The sequence below is a fragment of the Pseudooceanicola sediminis genome (assembly GCF_003575965.1).
Classification (GTDB): Bacteria; Pseudomonadota; Alphaproteobacteria; order Rhodobacterales; family Rhodobacteraceae; genus Pseudooceanicola; species Pseudooceanicola sediminis.
In genome coordinates this window covers 128,995-147,164 of record NZ_QWJJ01000007.1, presented here as the reverse complement: position 1 = coordinate 147,164, position 18,170 = coordinate 128,995, and the positions used below count along the sequence as shown (strand labels likewise).

The following is an 18,170-nucleotide window of genomic DNA, read 5'->3' as shown; positions in this document are numbered from 1 at the left end:
GTGTCGGCCTTTTCGTCGCCGCGCTCATCCTCGTCCTCTCGCTTCTGAGGTAATCCCATGCGAATGACTGACCGGGGTTTTCTGGCCCTTGTCCGGCACGAAGGTATCGTGCCCGGACCCTATCTCGATGTGAAACAGGTCTGGACCTTCGGCATCGGCCACACGGCCGCGGCCGGGCCGCCCGATCCGGTCACCATGCCGCGCGGCATGCCCGCCGATCTCGACGCCGGAATCCGAGAAGCGTTCCGGGTCTTCCGCGCCGATCTGGTTGCTTACGAGGACGCTGTCCTGCGCTCTGTGAAGCTGCCGCTTGAGCCGCACGAGTTCGATGCGCTGGTCAGCTTCCACTACAACACAGGTGGCATCGCCAAGGCTGCGCTTACCCGGCACCTCAATGCCGGAAATCGCGTTGCAGCCGCCGGCGCGTTTCTGAACTGGCGGCGACCGGCCTCGATCATCCCGCGCCGGGAGACCGAGCGCGACCTGTTCCGGCATGGGAGCTATCCCGATGGCAAGATCCCGGTCTGGTCGGTCGATCGCACCGGCCGCGTGGATTTCTCGCGGCCGATCCGCCGCCTGACCGAGGATGAGGCTCTGGACCTGCTGCGGCCAGCCAGGCCCGCAAAACCTGCAACGCCCAACGCGCCGACCGGCTGGCTCCCCCGACTTGTCGCCTTTTTCTCCAACCTGATCCGGATGGCCTGATCCCCATGCGTTACGTTCGCCCCAACTCGCTCACCTGGTGGGCGGGATGCCTCGCCATGCTCACCGGCATCGCGTCTCTCGCGCTGCCCGCCACCGGGCCGCTCGCCGAACTGGCACGTCTCGTCGCGCTGCTTGCCGGCTCGGGCGACGCCTCGCCAGCGGGGCTGATGTTCCTCGGTCTTGGCCTGATCGGCCTGCGCGACCGGATCGAGCGCGGGTTCCGCGGCGATGCTTGAATTCTTCGCAGGCTTGGTCGCGGGCGGCTGCGTCGGCGTCTTCGTCGTCGCCCTCTGCGTGGCCGCCGCGCGCGGGGAGCGGGACGATGGCTGATCTCCTCATCTGGCTAGTCGCGGCTCTGTGCGCGGTCGGAGGTGTCGTCCTCGGCCGGGTCTGGGGGCGCGCGGAAGGGGAGCGCGTGGGCAAACGGGAGGCGGAACGCGATGCGATGGAAGACAAAGGCGAGCGCGTCGAGCGCGGGCAAGCTGCGGTTCGTGACGGTCGCGGTGCTGGCGATCCTGCTGACCGGCTGCGCCGCAACGATGGGCGCTGGTGATGCGGGCTGCGCCTCCTATGCCGAGGCGCGGCTGGCCCGGCCGCCAGCCTCTACCGTCGCCGACGTGCCCCCTGAATGGGCGACCTGGATCGCCGATCTCGACGACCGCATGACAGGAACCTGCCGATGAAATCCCTCTCGCCCGCGCTGCAGGCCCATCTCGACGAGGGCACGACCACGCTCGCGTGGTGCTGGCGGATCAGCCGCGCCGACGACGTCACTTTCGGCTTCACCGATCACGACCGGACGCTCAGCTTCGACGGCACGGAGTTCGAGCCGGAAAGCGGGCTGACCGCGTCCGAGGTGCGCTCGGGCTCGGACCTGTCCGTCGATGCGCAGGACGCCGAGGGCGTGCTGACCTCGGAGCGGATCACCGAGACCGACATTCTCGACGGCCGCTGGGATAACGCCGAGGTCGAGGTCTGGCGCGTGAACTGGGCCGACACGAACCAGCGGGTGCTGATGCGTCGAGGCGCCATCGGCCAGATCCGGCGCGGGCGGCTCGCCTTCGTCGCGGAGGTCCGGTCGCTCGCCCATGTGCTCGGCCAGACGGTCGGGTGGACCTTCCAGGCGACCTGCGATGCCGCACTTGGCGATGCGCGCTGCGGTGTCGATCTCGAGGATCCGGCCTACAAGGGCGCGGGCGCCGTGATAGACCAGCTGTGGGATCGGGCCTTCACCGTCTCGGGGCTCAGCGGCTTCGAAGCCGGCTGGTTCACCTTCGGCACGATGGACTGGACGAGTGGCGCGAACGCGGGTCGGCGCACCGAGGTGCTCGGCCATGACGTTGCCGACGGCATCGCCTTGCTCACGCTGCTCGAGGCGCCGGTGCGCGCGATCGCCGAGGGCGACGCGTTCACCATCCGCGCGGGCTGCGACAAGCGGATCGAGACCTGCGGCGCGAAGTTCGCCAACACCGTCAATTTCCGCGGCTTTCCGCACATCCCCGGTCAGGACACGATCCTGCGCTACGCGACCAAGGACGGTGGCCACGACGGAGGCGTGTTGTGACGCCGGCCGACCCAGATAGGGTCATCGCCGCGGCGTGCGCGTGGCTCGGCACGCCCTACCACGACCAGGCCAGCCTCAAGGGCGTGGGCTGCGACTGCCTCGGGCTCGCGCGGGGCGTCTGGCGCGAGGTCGTCGGGCCCGAACCGTTCCCGATCCCACCCTACAGCCGGCACTGGGGCGAGACTGGCCCGCGCGAGGTGCTGGCCGAGGGCGCACGACGCATGATGATCGAGGTACCACTAGTAAAGGCCGGTCCCGGCGCGCTGGTCCTGTTCCGGATGACGCCCCGCGCCATCGCCAAGCATGTCGGGATCCTGACCGGCCCCGATTCCTTCCTCCACGCCTATGAGCGGCTCGGCGTGATCGAGGAACCGCTCACCAACGCCTGGCGGCGGCGCATCGCCTTCGCTTTCCTGTTCCCGCAACGCTGAGACCCGATCATGGCCACCCTTGTTCTTGGTGCCGCTGGCGCTGCCATTGGCGGCAGCATTGGCGGCGCAATCCTTGGTGTCAGCGCTGCCACCATCGGTGGCTTCATCGGCTCCACCATTGGCTCGGTCGTCGACAGCTGGATCATCTCGTCACTTGCGCCGACTCAGCGGATCGAAGGCGCGCGGATAGACAATCTGCGCATCACCTCGGCCACGGAAGGTGCGGTCATCCCGCGCCTCTATGGCCGCATGCGGATCGGCGGCAACATCATCTGGGCGACGGATTTCCGCGAGGAGACCAAGACCACCACGCAGGGCGGTGGCAAGGGCGGCGGGGGCGGCAAGGTCAAGACGACCGAGTATCTGTACTACGCCAGCTTCGCCGTCGCGCTCTGCGAGGGCCCGATCACCGGCATCGGCCGCATCTGGGCCGATGGCAAGCCGATGGACCTCTCCAGCGTCACCTGGCGCTGGTATCCGGGCGACGACGCGCAGGCGGCCGATCCGTTCATTTCGGCCAAGATGGGCGGGGCGAACACGCCCGCCTATCGCGGCACCGCCTATGTCGTTTTCGAGGAACTGCCGTTGTCGAGCTACGGCAACCGCCTGCCGCAGCTCTCCTTCGAGGTGTTCCGGCCGCTCGCCGACCCCGACACCGCCGAGGGGCTGACCCGCGCCGTCACCCTGATCCCGGCCTCGGGCGAGTTCACCTATGCCACGCAGGCGATCCGCAAATCCTCTGGCGGCGCGACGGTTTCCGAAAACCTGAACGCGTTGCCCGACATCACCGACATTTTGGTCGCGCTTGACCGCCTGCAGGCCATGGCCCCGGCCGTCGAAAGCGTCAGCCTGGTCGTGGCGTGGTTTGGGGACGACCTGCGCGCGAGCTCCTGCAAGCTGCGCCCCGGCGTCGAGGTCACGGCGAAATCCACGACGCCGATCGGCTGGTCGGTCAATGGCGTGAACCGCGCAAGCGCCTTCCTCGTCAGCCGCGACGATCAGGATCGACCCGTCTACGGCGGCACGCCTGCCGACTTCGCGGTGGTGCAGGCGATCCAGGAGATGAAGGCGCGCGGGCTGCGCGTCACCTTCTACCCGTTCATCCTGATGGACGTGCCGCCCGGCAACACGCTGCCGAACCCGTATTCCGACAACGCCGCAGAGACCGGTCAGCCCGCGTTCCCCTGGCGGGGGCGGATCACCTGTTCTCCGGCGGCGGGTTTCGCCGGGACCGTGGACAAGACCCCGACAGCCGCAAGCCAGGTTGCGGCGCTGTTCGGCGGGGCCACGCCCGCCAGCTTCAATGTCTCGGGCGACAGCGTCAGTTGGACCGGACCATCCGGTGACTGGGGCCTCCGCCGCATGGTGCTTCACTACGCCCATCTCTGCGCGGCGGCGGGCGGGGTCGATGCGTTCCTGATCGGCACCGAGATGCCGGGGCTGACGACGGTCCGCTCGGGCGCATCCGCCTATCCAGCCGTGGATGCGTACCGGGATCTTGTCGCCGATGTGCGCACAATCCTAGGGTCGGGTGTGAGCCTAGGCTATGCCGCCGATTGGTCGGAATATTTCGGGCACCAGCCCGGCGACGGCTCGGGCGACGTGTTTTTCCACCTCGATCCGCTCTGGGCCGATCCGGAGATCGGTTTCATAGGGATCGACAACTACATGCCGCTGTCGGACTGGCGCGACGGGTTCGAGCATCTCGACGCGGCCGAGGGCTGGCCCGCGATCTACGACCGGGCCTATCTGCAGGCGAACATTGCGGGCGGGGAAGGTTTCGACTGGTTCTATGCAAGTGCAGCCGACCGCTCCGCGCAGGTCCGTACCCCGATCACCGATGGCGCCGCCAGCAAGCCGTGGGTGTTCCGCTACAAGGATCTACGCGCCTGGTGGGCGAACCCGCACTACAACCGCCCGGGTGGGGTGGAGAGCGGCACGCCGACGGCATGGGTGCCGCAGTCGAAGCCGATCTGGTTCACCGAGCTCGGATGCCCGGCCATCGACCGCGGCACCAACCAGCCCAACGTCTTCTACGATCCGAAGTCGTCGGAGAGCTTCGTGCCGTACTTCTCGCGCGGCTGGCGGGACGATGCGATCCAGCGCGCCTATCTCGAGGCGACATATCTCTGGTGGGGCGAGGCCGCCAACAACCCGGTATCCTCCGTGTACAGCGGCCGGATGGTGCATGTGCCCGAATGCGCCGTCTGGACCTGGGACGCGCGGCCTTACCCATTCTTCCCAGCGCTCACCGATGTCTGGACGGACGGGGCGAACTGGCGGCTCGGACACTGGCTGACCGGACGGCTCGGGGCGGTGTCGCTTGCGGCGCTGGTCCGGCACCTCTGCCTGCGGGCTGGGATGCCCGAGTCGAGGATCGACGTCTACGGCCTCTGGGGCGCGGTCGAGGGCTATGCCATTGGCGCGCTGGAGAGCCCGCGCGCGTCCATCACCACGCTGTCGCGGCATTTCGGCTTCGACGCGGTCGAGACCGAGGGCGTGATCCGTTTTGTCATGCGCGGTCAGGCGGCAGTGGCCAGCGTTACGCATGACGATCTGGTCGCCGCGCGCGAGGGCGACGTGCTGGAAATGACCCGTGGGCAGGAAACTGAATTGCCGCAGGCCCTCAAATGGCAGGTGGCGCGTGCCGATGAGGACTATGACGCCGCCCTTGTCGAGGCGCGCCGCATCACGGTCGATACGACGCGGATCGCCTCGGAGAGCTTTCCGATGGCGGTCCCGCCAGAGGAGGCCGAGCGTCGGTGCCGTCGCGCGCTGATGGAAGCCTGGACCGGGAGGGAGACGGTCGCGTTTCGTTTGCCACCCTCGCGGCTAGCATTGGATCCGGCCGATGTCGTCACATTGGACCATGACGGTCGGAACATCCCGCTGCGGCTGGTCTCCATCGCGGATGCCGAGGCACGTGGGATCGAGGCCGTTCGCCAGGATCGTGAGGCCCACGACCTTCCGCCCGGATCGCCACGCCCGTCCTCGCTCTCGAAAACCGTTGTGTTCGGCGCACCCGAGCTGGCGCTGCTGGACCTGCCGCAACTGACAGAGGATCAACCCGCGCATCGGCCTTTCGCCGCGGCGCACGCCGTTCCCTGGCCGGGCGAAATGGCGGTGTTCCGCAGTCCCTCTACCGATGGCTTCGAGCTGCTGACGTCATTTGGCGGACGGGCCCGGATCGGGACACTTGTTTCGGATTTCTACGCGGGTCCGACCTCGCGCTTCGATCTCGGCAATGCGCTGGTGGTCGACTTGCTGACCGGCACGCTGGAGAGTGTCACCGACCTGGCGCTGTTCGGCGGGGCGAACGCGTTGGCGATAGAGAGTGCATCGGGCGTCTGGGAAATCGTGCAGGCGGGCGCGGCCGAGCTGATCGCTCCGGGCCGGTATCGCCTGACGCGCCTGCTGCGAGGACAGCGTGGCACCGAGGCCGCGATGGCCAATCCGGCTCCGGCAAGCGCGCGGGTTGTCGTGCTGGACACTGCGCTCGCTTCGCTGCCGATCGCCGAAGCCGATCTCGGCATCCCGTGGAACTGGCGCATCGGCCCGGCGAGCCGCCCGGTCAGCGACGAGACCTATGTGGCGGAAGCCTTCCCGCCCGCAGGCGTCGGGCTTCGGCCGTTCTCGGTCACCCACGTCGAGCAGCCGTGGCGCAAGGCGCGCAGTCCCGGCGATCTGACGATCCGCTGGACACGCCGGTCCCGGGCTATCTCGGCCGACAGCTGGGGCGGGCTCGAGGTGCCGCTGGCCGAGGAGTTCGAAGCCTACGAGGTCGAGATTCTCGACGGCGCCACCGTGAAGCGGGTGCTGAGCACCGCCACCACCAGCACGGTTTACACCGCCGCAGACCAAACCGCCGATGGGGGCGCGCCGCTCGGCCCCGGCGACACGCTCGACATCCGCATCTTCCAGCTCTCCGCTCTCGTCGGGCGGGGCTCACCCAAAACCGTCACGCTGATCTTCTGAGGCTAACCCATGTCTGACGCCACCACCCATCTCTTGCTGCCTTACATCCTGGCGGCGCAGGCCCAGAAGCACGTCAGCCACAACGAGGCGCTGCGGATACTCGACGGGCTCGTCCAGCTTTCCGTGCTCGACCGCGATCTGACAGCGCCGCCCGGCAGTCCCATCGACGGCGACCGCTACCTCGTCGCGCCGGGCGCAACGGGCGACTGGGCGGGTTGGGACCTGAATGTCGCGCTCTGGACCGATGGGGCCTGGCTGCGCCTGCCGCCACGCACCGGCTGGCGCGCATGGGTCGAGGACGAGGGGCTGCTGCTCGTCTACGACGGTGCAGGCTGGATCGGGACCACACCGGCGGCGCTGCAGAACCTTTCGCTGCTCGGGGTCGGCACGATGGCGGATGCCTCGAACCCGTTTTCGGCCAAGCTGAACGCGGCTCTCTGGACGGCGAAGACCGTGGTCGAGGGCGGCACCGGCGATCTCTTCTACACCATGAACAAGGAGGCTGCGGGCGACGACCTCGGGCTGACACTGCAGACCGGCTTTTCTACCCGTGCGCTGGTGGGGCTCTTTGGATCCGACAAGTTCCGTCTCGCGGTCTCGGCCGACGGCAGCACGTTCTTCGACGGGCTCAGCGTCGACAACGCCACTGGGATCGTCGATCAGCCCCGGCTGCCGCGCTTCAAGGCTTACACCAACTACGACAACTATGTCGGCGTCGGGACCTGGACGAAAATCGGTCTGAACAACACGGACTACAACGATCAGGGTGCGTTCAACTCCGCGAACAGCTACTTCGTAGCGCCGGTCGACGGCACCTACCTCTTCGGCGCGACGCTTCTCTACAAGGTTAATGCCAGCACCTCGGCCCGCATGCGCGGTCGGCTCGTGCTGAATGGCACGACCGAGATCCGGGGCTCGATGGGGGAGATTTCCGGAGCACACGTTTCGGAAGCGACAGCGCTTTGGCTGCAGACCATCGTGACGCTCAATGAGGGCGACACCGTCGAGCTGCAAGGATACTTCCGCGCCGCGGACGGCTACTTCGCGGCGGAACACACGTCGTTCTGGGGTGCGAAGGTCGGATGAGAGGGGCGACGACACGCGCCAACTCCAGACAACGCGCGTCAATGCGCTCGTTCACGCCTGCCGCCGGCGCCCGGGCGGGCGGTTGCGCGAAGGCACCTTTCTCCGTGTCGATCGCGGTTAGGCGCTGGCGAAATCATTCGGTAAGAGAGGCATTCGGTGCGCAAGGTCTGACCCGATGACCGCCCGCGCTAATAGTACCAGCCGTTGCGCTCTGGGGGATCCCCGAGCGGGTCCTGCAGTTCGTCGATCTCCGGAAACAGATCGCCAGTTCCCGCGAAAGACCGCGCCGCCTCTATTCCGGTCTGGCGGTCGATTTCGCCGAGACGTTGGCCGACCCAGATCAGCATCCGACCAAGATCGTTGTCCTCCGATGGCTTGGCATCGTCAGGCAGGCTCGCCAGCCAGTCTCGAATCTCGCGCGCTTCCCGACGCAATTTTACTATGCGATCGAGATGGACCAGCCGCTTTTCCTCGCGCTCTTTTCTGGCGTGAGCCAGTTTCCGTCGGCGCTGCAACTCCTGCCATCTCCGCTCGCGTTCCTCGCTTTCTTCGCGGCGCACACGAACGGTTTCGAGAACCAGCTCGATACCGGCCACGATGTCCGGCACCATGCGTTCCACACGTTGCGTCTTGCCGTCACCCCAGGTTTTCCGGAGCCCGTCGGCCCATGCATCGATCGAGAATACCAGCTGTGCGGTCCATTCTGTCACGTATTCCGGCCAGGGCGGCCGGCTGCCGAAGGAAATGCCGTCCCAGTCGTTTCGCCGCCAGGAGCGCGCCTCCTTTTCTTTCCGTCGCTCTTCGCGAGCGACCTCTTCAGGCGTCGGGACGTATTTCATCCGTTTCGTGCGCTCGAGCAGGGTGAATTTCACCCTGTCCGAGTTTCTTTGCACAGACATCTTGTCTCCTTCAGCCGTTAGGATGAGGCCGACTTCCTCAAGGCCACGGGCCAGCGCGTCGAGGATGACGATGGATCGCTCGGCCGAGGGCGCACTGATGATAACGCCGCAGTGACCGGGTTCGGTCGCTCTGAGGACACCTTCCTTGTTGGGTTTCCTGGTGCGGAGGAACTTCGCCGTTTTCGCCACCGTCTTGTGCGGGCATTCGACCGGTACAAGAGGCGTATCCGCCACCTGCCTGATCGTGGCGACGCGGTTCTCGCGCTCGGCTTTCCTCTTCCGCGCAAATTCGGCAACGCTCTCAGGCAGGTTCGATGTCCCGCCACGTATTGTCACCTGATCGAGCGTGCGGTCCTTGAGTTCAAGGAACGGTGGCACGGTTGGTTTCTCGCCCGCGGCTACCTTTGCCCAGTATCCGCGGGGCGGAACGGGGATGTGATGCCGGGCGCAAAGCTTTGCCAGCCCGCGATCAGATATATCGAATTCCCCGGCTAGCGCGGTCATGGGCTTACTCCAAACCAGATCATAAAGATCCCGGCGGGTCATCTGATTTGGTTTCCGCATCGATCGTCACTTTCCAAATCGTTTCTGCAATCTATGACACGACCGGATAAAACGGCCTGCCCCAGTTTTCATTTGGGTTGTCCATCATGATGTCGATGTACACCGGCATCAGAAACCCGAGGATTTCAGCGCCGTCTCGAACCTGCGCCCGGTTCACACCGCTGTTCCAGGTCGACCCTCCATGAACGAGCTGATTGCGCAGTACGTACAGTCGGTCGAAGACGAAGCTCAGGACGCGTGCAGTGTCACCGGCCTGGAAGGATTGCGCGAAGGAGCGGGCTGAGGTCTTAAAGCGTTCCTCCCAATCCTCAAACCCGTCAATCCCATTGTGGTATTGCCAGAAGGGGTTAAAGACGTACCGGTTTTCCATGAGCATCCGAACAGGGCCTGAAAACCTCTGCCAGAGTGCCTTGTAGATGCGTTGGTCTTGATCAAGGGCGACGAGCCGACCGAAGTATTCGACGAAAGCTGCGCGCTCTCCCGGGGCGACCGCCTGAAACTCCTGCTCGTCGGCGTATGCCGCGTTGAATGCGATCCAAAGGAAAATGAAACGCGCATCATCATCCTCGCCGCAAGCTTCTGCACGGCCGATCCAACTGATGGCGCGATGAGCGCGCAGTCCCATGGTTTCGGGGAAGCCTTCGCGAATGGCGCGTTGTTTTGCTTTCAAGGCTGCATGATCAAGACCGTTCTTCATATTTAATTCCCGTTCGATATCGTCATGGCAGAGCGTCGAAATCCGACCTCTGGTGGCGCGCAATCAATTCGCGCAAGCCCGCAGGCGCCAACACCTCCACCTTGTCGCCCCATTGATAAAGGTGCCATGCCATTTCCAGCCAACCCGCTGCCTTGAACCTGACGATCAGGCTGCCATCGTCCTGAGGTTCGACAACTTGCGTCGGGTGGAAACGGAATTCGGCGGCACGCTCTGCGGCTTCCGGTGAAAAGCGCCACACGACTTCGCCGTATTGTTCGGGGTCTTGATAGACACCAAACGCCTGAGCGGCATAGGTCTCCAGGGAGAAACCTGAGGCCAGTTGGAAGCTTTCGTTCAGAACTTCCGCCTCATAAATCCGATCCATGCGGAAGTTCAGGATGTCTTCTCCACGCGAGGGTTGGCGCGCGACGAGATAGCTGCGGTGCCCCAGCAACATGCCATGTGGCTCGATCACACGCGGCGCAGCGCCCTGCGCGCCATAGCAGACGCGCAGCCTGAAGGGACCGCGCAGCGCTTCGATGACAGCATCTGTCACGGCAGGCTTCAGCGTAACGGTAGGGCCCGGGCGCGTGACCTGGCCTAATCCAGCCAGCACTGCCTCTGCATCGACCTCCGACCGAAGCGCGTCCCTCGGATTCAAACGCGCCAGCAGCCCGTCGCGGAGATCCTCCAGAGCGCGTGAATGTCGTATACGCCCTTCATCGCGCGCGGTACGCGCCGCAATCTCCAGCGCTTCGATCGCCGTTTCCTGTCGGGGCTGCAGTTGGTCTGGCAAGGGTGCGTCCATCCGCCAGTATCGCCGTCTTTCTGCGTCGTCTGTGGTCGAAACATTCACGAAAGTTGCTTCGAGAGCCTCGGTCATGCGTTGAGCGGTGCGATGCGATACATCGAACTCGGCGCAGATGTCCTCAAGGCTTACGCCACCTCGGCGGGACGCCGCCATCTGGGCAAGGCGAAGCAAATCCTGCGCTTTTGCAAAAGACATTTGATCTCCATGCCAGAAATTGACACCCTCAAACGGTATTGATGACCTTGCGGTCTGTCGAGGTGATTCCCTTGGAGATTGATTTGCATAGGTAATGGAGTAGCCATGAGGGATCTCGACGGTCGCATATTTTTGTCCGCCACGGATCTCATGCGCTTCACAGGCTGCGCACATGCGACCACCCTTGATCTGGCACATATGCGCGGAACGGGCCCGGAGCCGGGCGACGACACCGAGGACGCGGCACTGTTGCAAAAACAGGGCGATGCGCACGAGGCGGCGCATCTTGCACGCCTCAAGGAGGCCGGACGCACAGTTATGGAAATCGAGCGTGGCAAGCTTAGTGAAAACGCCGAGGCCACGCGCGCGGCACTCGCCGCTGGTCCGGATGTCGTGTTTCAGGGCGCGTTTCTGTCGGGGAACTGGGGCGGCTGGTCCGACTTCCTGGAACGTGTCGAGACACCCTCGGCGCTTGGGTCGTTCAGCTATGAGGTGGCGGACACCAAGCTGAAACGTCGTGCCGATCCCAAACATGTGCTTCAGCTGGTGCTGTATTCCGATCTGCTGGCGGAAATTCAGGGGGTGGTGCCCGAGTTTGCGCATGTCGAATTGGGCGACGGCACGCGCGCGACGCTGCGTCTGGCGGATTACGCGGCCTATGCTCGAATGGCCCGCGAACGGTTGGAAGCTTTCATCGCTGATCCGCAGCCGACACGCCCGGTGCCATGTGCCGATTGCGGTCTGTGCCGCTGGGCTGATCATTGCAACAGCGTCTGGCAGGCCGAAGACAGCTTGTTCAATGTCGCAAATATAAGTCGTGGTCAGGTGAAAAAACTCGAAGCTGCGGGTGTTCACACATTGGAGGCTCTCTCGACGTTGGATCACCCAGTGCGCGGAATGGCCGAAAACACCCAGGCCCGTTTGGTCACGCAGGCCCGCCTGCAGCAGGCCCGTAAAACTGGGGAGCCAGATTTCGAACTACGGGCGCCCGAGCCTAGCAAGGGCTTTGACCTGTTGCCGGAACCGCAGCCGGGCGACTTGTTCTACGACATTGAAGGCGATCCACACTACGAGGGCGGCCTCGAATACCTGCACGGCATCTGGTTCGACGGGGCGTTCAAGGCGTTCTGGGCCCATGACCACGACGCAGAAGCGCGGGCATTGTCCGACTTGCTGGCGTTTTTTCGCGCGCGGATTTCGCAGTACCCCACTGCGCGCATCTATCACTACGCGCCCTACGAGATCACAGCGCTCAAACGCCTGACCACGAAATACGGGATCGGAGAGGCTTTCCTTGACCGGCTGCTCCGGGAACGCCGCTTCGTCGATCTGTTTGCCGTGGTCCGCGGCGGGCTGATCGGATCGGAACCGAACTATTCCATCAAATCGATGGAGGCTTTTTACGACCGCAAGCGCGACGGTGAGGTCAAGACGGCGGGTGGCTCGGTCGTGGCATATGAGCGCTGGCGCGAAACGCAGGACCAGCAGATTCTGGACGAGATCGAGGATTACAACCGCGTCGATTGTATCTCGACCGAGGAATTGCGCGACTGGCTGGTAGGCATCCGACCCTCCGGCCCTTGGCCGACCCTTGCCCCGGACGCCGGAGAAAAAGAGATCGAAGAGGATGCCGATACGCAAGCATTGCGAAACATGCTGGCAGGGTCCGGCTTGCCCGAGGCGCGGCAGGATATGCTGTTTAACCTAGGCGTCTTTCACAGCCGCGAGGTTAAGCCCGCGCAATGGGCCGTGTTCGATAGTGCTGCGAAGGACGAAGATGATCTGCTCGACGATCTCGATGCGCTTGGAGGGCTCGAAGCAGCAGGTCCTGTCGAACCCGTCAAGCGTTCCTTCGCGCGCCGATACACCTATCCCGAACAGGAAACGAAACTGCGGAGCGGCAAGAAAGCGACGGTTCCGGTGTTTGACAGCCCTCCTACTACTGTCGGGATCGAGTCCATGGATCGCCGCGCTCGTCAGATCACGGTCAAGGCAGGTCCAGGCAAAGCCGACCTCTTGGCGGATCAACTGACGCTGCATCCGGACTGGCCGATCCAGACGGGTGTCATTGCCGGTGCTTTGCGCGATGTGATCGCCGATCAGTGCGGCGCGCGCCGGTACACGGCGGTGGACGACCTGCTGTCGCGCGCTGCACCGCGTCTGGGCTCTGGCCCACGAGGCGATCTTTTGGGCGGGGCAGACCCTGTAGAGGGCACTATTGCCGTGGTGAATGACATGGATGAAACTGTCCTGCCGATTCAGGGGCCACCTGGTACCGGCAAGACCTATGTGAGTGCACGCGCGATCCTGTCTTTGGTGCGCAAGGGCCATCGCGTCGGCGTCGCATCCAACAGCCACGAGGCTATCAGGAATGTGCTGATGGGCTGTCTTTCAGCGTTGGAAGACGAAGACCTGCCGATCAATCTCGAACTCGTGCACAAGGTTTCTGGCAGCGAGGATGGTTATCCGGAAGATTGCGATGTTCATCGTACGACCGACAACGCAGAGGCCGCCAACGGCGGGCATGTCGTGGGCGGCACCGCGTGGTTCTTCTCGCGCGACGAAAATGTTCAGGCCTTTGATTGGCTGTTCGTGGACGAGGCAGGCCAGGTCGGACTTGCCAACATGGCCGCCATGGGGCGTGCCGCGCGAAACATCGTACTTGTGGGCGACCCGCGGCAGTTGCCGCAGGTCATCCAAGGGGCACATCTCGAGCCTGCGAACCTGTCATGCCTGGATTGGATGCTCGGTGAGCATGCGACGGTTCCAGCCGAGCGGGGCATCTTCCTTCCCACATCCCGGCGCATGCATCCGGAGGTCTGTCGGTTTGTCTCGGAACAGGTGTATGAAGGCCGACTGAGCAGCCATCCTGATACGGCTAACCAATGCGTGACAGGCACGGCGCTTCCCGAAGCCGGAGCTTTCTGGGTGCCGGTTCCGCATGAGGGCAATGCACAGATCGCACAGGAAGAAGTCGCCGCTATTGGCAAAACCGTCACTGACCTCCTTGACAGCAGCTGGAAGGAGAAGGACGGCAGCACGCGGCCGATGCGCGAGACGGACATCATTGTCGTCGCTCCGTACAACGCTCAGGTAAACGCGCTCCGCGATGCGCTTCCTTCAAGCGTCCGCGTTGGAACCGTGGACAAGTTTCAGGGGCAAGAGGCGCCAGTTTGCCTGGTGTCCATGACTGCATCTTCCGCCGAAGAAACCTCGCGCGGGATGGAGTTTCTGTTTTCGCTGAACCGCATCAATGTCGCGGTGTCACGCGCCAAGGGCCTCGCATTGGTATTTGGAGCGCCGCGATTGCGTGAGGCTAAGTGCAATACTGTTGAGCAAATGCAGCTGGTGAATACACTGTGTGCTCTCGAAACGTTCTGGGGAACTATATGAACAGTGAAGATGCTCTGAATTTCGTGCAATCGCTAGCAGATGCAGGCCGTCTAACACGTTTAAGCTCCACTGCGCGCGCGACCAAGGCTATTGTATTCAAAACTCAGTCTGACAGGGTTTTCGCAGTCGAAATCAATGACACAAAATCTCGTGGCTATGCCCACCAGGTCAAGATCGTTTGCGAGAGTAGGCCTGCAGGGGCGGAATTGCCCTGGGCGCAAGTGACCTCATTTTTGGCGTCAGAACCAACAGATCGTCAATTTCAGAGTTCCGCCTACAAATTCAAAGGATCCCGAATATATCCGGGGCAGCAAATGAGTGTGTTTGTTGAAACTCAGCAAGAATTGGAGAAGTTTCTCAAATGGTATTCCGAGGTTCAGGCAATACGCAGTGTTGAGGGCGGTTTAAGTCGACGTGAGATCGAAGCCGCGATGGATGCTTATGACAGTTTCCGTAAGGATGGAGCTCATCGCGAAATCTTTAGTGCATTTGGGGAACCGCGTGATTATTGGGTACGTTCCACCCGTGAGCGCGAAAATCGCGTCTATCCAACTAAGTCGCTGATTGGTTTCATTCTGAACAAGACAGAGCTAAACGGCGGTTGGGGACAGAAGTCGGATGCTGCTGCGCGTCTTCACAACGCCGGTTTCATTATCATTGACCAAAACGATCAGCCGATCGAGCGACCTGAACGCTACGAGCACCTGATGGAAGGCGCTGATCGGATCAGACTCTGCGCCCTGAACTATTTCATCGAACCTGCCCGGGAAAATGCAGCCAGGGAGGTCTCCATCCGCGCGGGCGACCTTGCAGCGGCAATTGGGCTGAAGGACGCCTTCCCGAACATCTGCCAGGCCTTGGGCGGTGAAAAGTTGCAGAATCTTGCGCAGGTTCCGCCGCCCACAAGTACCGAGCCAAACCCAAGCAGCTCGACCATATTTACATATACGCTCAATTCCCAACCGGAGGCGGACACCGTGACCGACACAAACAATGCAGCTTCGCCTTCCGCCGTAAACTTGATCCTCTATGGCCCGCCGGGCACGGGCAAGACGTATCAGACTGCATGGGAAGCGGTGCGGCTCTGTGTCGGAGCCGAGTCCGCTGCGGTGCTCAAAGATGATAGAGACGCATTAACTGCTGAGTATCGGCGTCTCGCGAATGAGGGGCGAATAGAGTTCCTGACCTTTCATCAATCCTTGTCATACGAAGAATTCGTCGAGGGCATGCGGCCGAGTACCGGCGACGATGACCTTGAAGGTCCTGATGAAACAGCGGGCGGAACGGGCTTTCGGCTGAAATGCCATGAGGGTATTTTCAAACGGATCAGTGAACGTGCAAGGCTTGATCAGGGCGAAAGCGCTGGAACGCAACGCCTAGACCGTTCTGCGCGCGTTTTTAAGGTAGCTCTTGGCAGACGACATGTCGAAGATGAAAGGATCCGATATGGCCTCGATAACGATCTGATCCATCTTGGGTGGGGCGAAGACATCGATTGGTCTGATGAGCGGTTTGACGAATTCAACGAGATTTTCGCTGAATGGAGGTCGAAGAAGAACCCAGAAGCCAGTGGTCATGACGGAAACATCGTCTGCACCTTCTCTTTTAGGGCTGATATGCAAGTGGGCGACTATGTCGTGATTTCGGATGGTCGTGACCGTATCCAGGCATTCGGCCAGGTTTCTGGTGAGTATTACTTCGATCCTGATGCGACCTATCACCTCCACCGGCGCAAAATGGAGTGGCTCTGGCGCAGCGATGAGGGAACCGATCGCAGCAGATTTTACCCCAATGGGTTCAGGCGACATTCGGTCTACAAGCTGAACCAGTCGTTAATCGATTGGGATGCGCTTGAAGAGATCACTTTCGGCGAAGACACATCTCTCCGAGGCAAAGTGGGCCGGGACTATGTTCTGATCATCGACGAGATCAACCGCGCGAACATTTCCAAGGTTTTCGGCGAACTCATCACTTTGCTTGAACAGGACAAACGATTGGGCGCGCAGAATGAAGTTCGTGTTCAACTGCCATATTCCAAGAAGCGATTTGGGGTGCCGCCCAATCTACACATCGTGGGTACGATGAACACAGCGGATCGCTCCATCGCACTGCTCGACACAGCGTTGCGCCGCCGTTTCACGTTTCAGGAGTTGATGCCCGACCCGACAGTTCTTTCTGAGGATGTCGGCGGCATCAACCTTCGCGCTCTTCTGTCAACGATCAATGAGCGCATCGAATATCTGTTTGATCGCGAACATCAGATAGGACATGCCTATTTTACCAGCTGCCACAGTCGGGCGGACGTAGAAGACGTAATGCGCCACAAGGTAATCCCTTTGTTGGCTGAGTACTTCTACGAGGATTGGGCCAAGGTCGCCGCGGTGTTGGGTGACGGACCGGGAATGGCCAAAGAACACTTCCTTGAATCTGCCGGCCTTAAGCCACCGAAGGGGATGCCCGAAGATGACATCAACGGTGACAAATTTCGTTGGAACGTGAAGGCAGACTTCGACTTTTCGGAGTTTGAGGCTTGATGCAATCCTATACCGTTCGCGAATGGGAGAAGCTCGCCTATGGTGACGATGACGGGCAAATCCCAGCACATTTCGCGGATCAGCTTGCGGCTTTGGCCAGGCGCTCACCCTTCGCTGGAAAGGGCGGCAGCGGGGTGCTCGAGCATGGACGGCATGCTCTGCGCGCAAGAGGTGTCGTCGGTATCTTGGCCACCGCGAATTGTAGTCTCGAGATCCTGCCCAAGATTGACGTAGGGACGACAGGGAATGTCGAACAGCAGAATGCGGCGATCAGGAAACGTCTGATCCACATGCTGGCCGTCGCTCTAAATCTGAAACTCGATCTCGGATCGATAACAGAATTAGCGTGGCAGCGAGAAACCTTACTTGAAATCCTGATCCGGATCTTTTGCGACAAACTTACCGAGGCCGTCCGGAAAGGAATGCCGCGCCGCTATGTCGAGCAAGAGGACGATCTTTCCGCCTTGCGCGGCAGGTTGGACGTAGCACGCCAGTTCACGCGATACGCAGTCAATCCTTCCCGTCTCGCATGCCGATTTGACGTCTTGTCGGAAGACACGTCGTTGAATCGGATCATGAAAGCCGCCGTGTTGCACCTTTCTCGGAGGTCTCGGAGTACGGGAAATCAACAGTGGCTACGAGAACTGGCTTTTGTGTATGCGGACATCGCGGATATTTCGCCCTCGGAATTGCGGTGGGATGACGTGGTGATCGACCGTACCAATCGCCGGTGGCGGGAGCTTCTGAGCATGGCCCGTCTCTTCCTAGAGGGCCGATATCAGACGACGACTGGTGGCGCGGGGCAGGGAACAGCGCTGCTGTTTGAGATGAACACACTGTTCGAGGAATATGTCGGGCGTCTGATTTCCCGGGCACTGGCTGGGGCGGACCTGACGGTTTCCCTTCAGGGCGGGCGTCTGTTCTGCCTTTCCGCAGAATCGACCGAGCGAGGGCTCTTCCAGACTAAGCCAGATATCCTGATCCGCCGTGCTGGCACCGTAACTCATGTAATTGACACCAAGTGGAAGAAGATCTCCTCCCGGATCGACGATCCAAAACAGGGCGTCTCACAAGGCGATGTCTACCAGATGATGGCCTATGCGCAGCTTTACCGCGCGCCGCGTCTTACCCTTCTGTATCCTCATCATCCGGGGCTGGGTGCAACAGAGCTTGTTCACGCTCGACACCGAATAACCGGTCACGAGACAATCCTGGAGACTGCAAGCATTGATGTGGCAAATGGTGTATGCGTACTTGACCGACTGCGAAGTCTACTTCTCGGGGATGAGCCAGTATCTGAGCTTTCAACGTAACGG

At 62.1% G+C, this 18,170-nt stretch carries 13 protein-coding genes; 10 read left to right on the top strand and 3 right to left on the bottom strand.

The annotated features are described in order from the left end of the window. The first annotated feature begins 57 nt into the window (after window positions 1-57). The 7 genes from DL237_RS09620 (at window position 58) to DL237_RS09585 (ending at window position 7,761) form a co-directional block, all read left to right on the top strand. On the top strand, window positions 58-705 hold the full coding sequence (locus DL237_RS09620) for a lysozyme (protein WP_119398841.1): 648 nt from the start codon (window positions 58-60) through the stop codon (window positions 703-705). Window positions 706-761: 56 nt separating this feature from the next. Then, the gene (locus DL237_RS09615; RefSeq protein ID WP_147405323.1) at window positions 762-941 is read left to right on the top strand and encodes a hypothetical protein; all 180 of its coding nucleotides are present in this window, start codon (window positions 762-764) and stop codon (window positions 939-941) included. A 204-nt stretch (window positions 942-1,145) separates the two neighbouring features. Next, window positions 1,146-1,388 (top strand): hypothetical protein, encoded by a 243-nt coding sequence (locus tag DL237_RS09605; protein ID WP_119398838.1) that lies wholly within the window; start codon window positions 1,146-1,148, stop codon window positions 1,386-1,388. Further along, entirely contained in the window at window positions 1,385-2,269 is an 885-nt protein-coding gene (locus DL237_RS09600; RefSeq protein ID WP_119398837.1) for a DUF2163 domain-containing protein, read from the top strand. Before DL237_RS09605 ends, DL237_RS09600 begins: the two co-directional genes overlap by 4 nt. Then, the gene (locus DL237_RS09595; RefSeq protein ID WP_119398836.1) at window positions 2,266-2,700 is read left to right on the top strand and encodes an NlpC/P60 family protein; all 435 of its coding nucleotides are present in this window, start codon (window positions 2,266-2,268) and stop codon (window positions 2,698-2,700) included. Before DL237_RS09600 ends, DL237_RS09595 begins: the two co-directional genes overlap by 4 nt. 9 nt (window positions 2,701-2,709) lie before the next feature. Further along, window positions 2,710-6,675, top strand: a complete 3,966-nt coding sequence (locus DL237_RS09590) for a baseplate multidomain protein megatron (protein WP_119398835.1) — start codon at window positions 2,710-2,712, stop codon at window positions 6,673-6,675. 9 nt (window positions 6,676-6,684) lie between these two features. Beyond that, window positions 6,685-7,761, top strand: coding sequence for a DUF2793 domain-containing protein (locus tag DL237_RS09585; protein WP_119398834.1), 1,077 nt, complete (start codon window positions 6,685-6,687; stop codon window positions 7,759-7,761). 188 nt (window positions 7,762-7,949) lie between these two features. On the opposite strand, the gene DL237_RS09580 is transcribed toward DL237_RS09585, so the two are convergent. From DL237_RS09580 to DL237_RS09570, 3 genes are all read right to left on the bottom strand, one after another. Then, window positions 7,950-9,164 carry a hypothetical protein gene (locus tag DL237_RS09580; RefSeq protein WP_233544933.1) on the bottom strand — a complete coding sequence of 405 codons (1,215 nt, stop codon included), beginning with the start codon at window positions 9,162-9,164 and terminating at the stop codon, window positions 7,950-7,952. A 91-nt stretch (window positions 9,165-9,255) separates the two neighbouring features. Beyond that, complete coding sequence (locus DL237_RS09575; protein ID WP_199672036.1) at window positions 9,256-9,921, bottom strand: HEPN domain-containing protein; 666 nt, start codon at window positions 9,919-9,921, stop codon at window positions 9,256-9,258. Window positions 9,922-9,943: 22 nt separating this feature from the next. After that, window positions 9,944-10,729 carry a helix-turn-helix transcriptional regulator gene (locus DL237_RS09570; protein WP_233544943.1) on the bottom strand — a complete coding sequence of 262 codons (786 nt, stop codon included), beginning with the start codon at window positions 10,727-10,729 and terminating at the stop codon, window positions 9,944-9,946. 303 nt (window positions 10,730-11,032) lie between these two features. Here DL237_RS09570 and DL237_RS09565 point away from each other — a divergent pair, with 303 nt between their 5' ends. Genes DL237_RS09565 through DL237_RS09555 form a run of 3 tightly spaced genes read left to right on the top strand, consistent with a single transcriptional unit; the run spans window position 11,033 to window position 18,167 of the window. Continuing rightward, on the top strand, window positions 11,033-14,320 hold the full coding sequence (locus tag DL237_RS09565) for a TM0106 family RecB-like putative nuclease (protein WP_119398832.1): 3,288 nt from the start codon (window positions 11,033-11,035) through the stop codon (window positions 14,318-14,320). Next, a complete protein-coding gene (locus tag DL237_RS09560) occupies window positions 14,317-16,854 on the top strand; it encodes an AAA family ATPase (protein ID WP_199672034.1) in 2,538 nt (845 codons plus the stop codon). Before DL237_RS09565 ends, DL237_RS09560 begins: the two co-directional genes overlap by 4 nt. Then, window positions 16,854-18,167, top strand: coding sequence for an McrC family protein (locus tag DL237_RS09555; protein ID WP_119398831.1), 1,314 nt, complete (start codon window positions 16,854-16,856; stop codon window positions 18,165-18,167). Before DL237_RS09560 ends, DL237_RS09555 begins: the two co-directional genes overlap by 1 nt. Window positions 18,168-18,170: the final 3 nt, after the last annotated feature.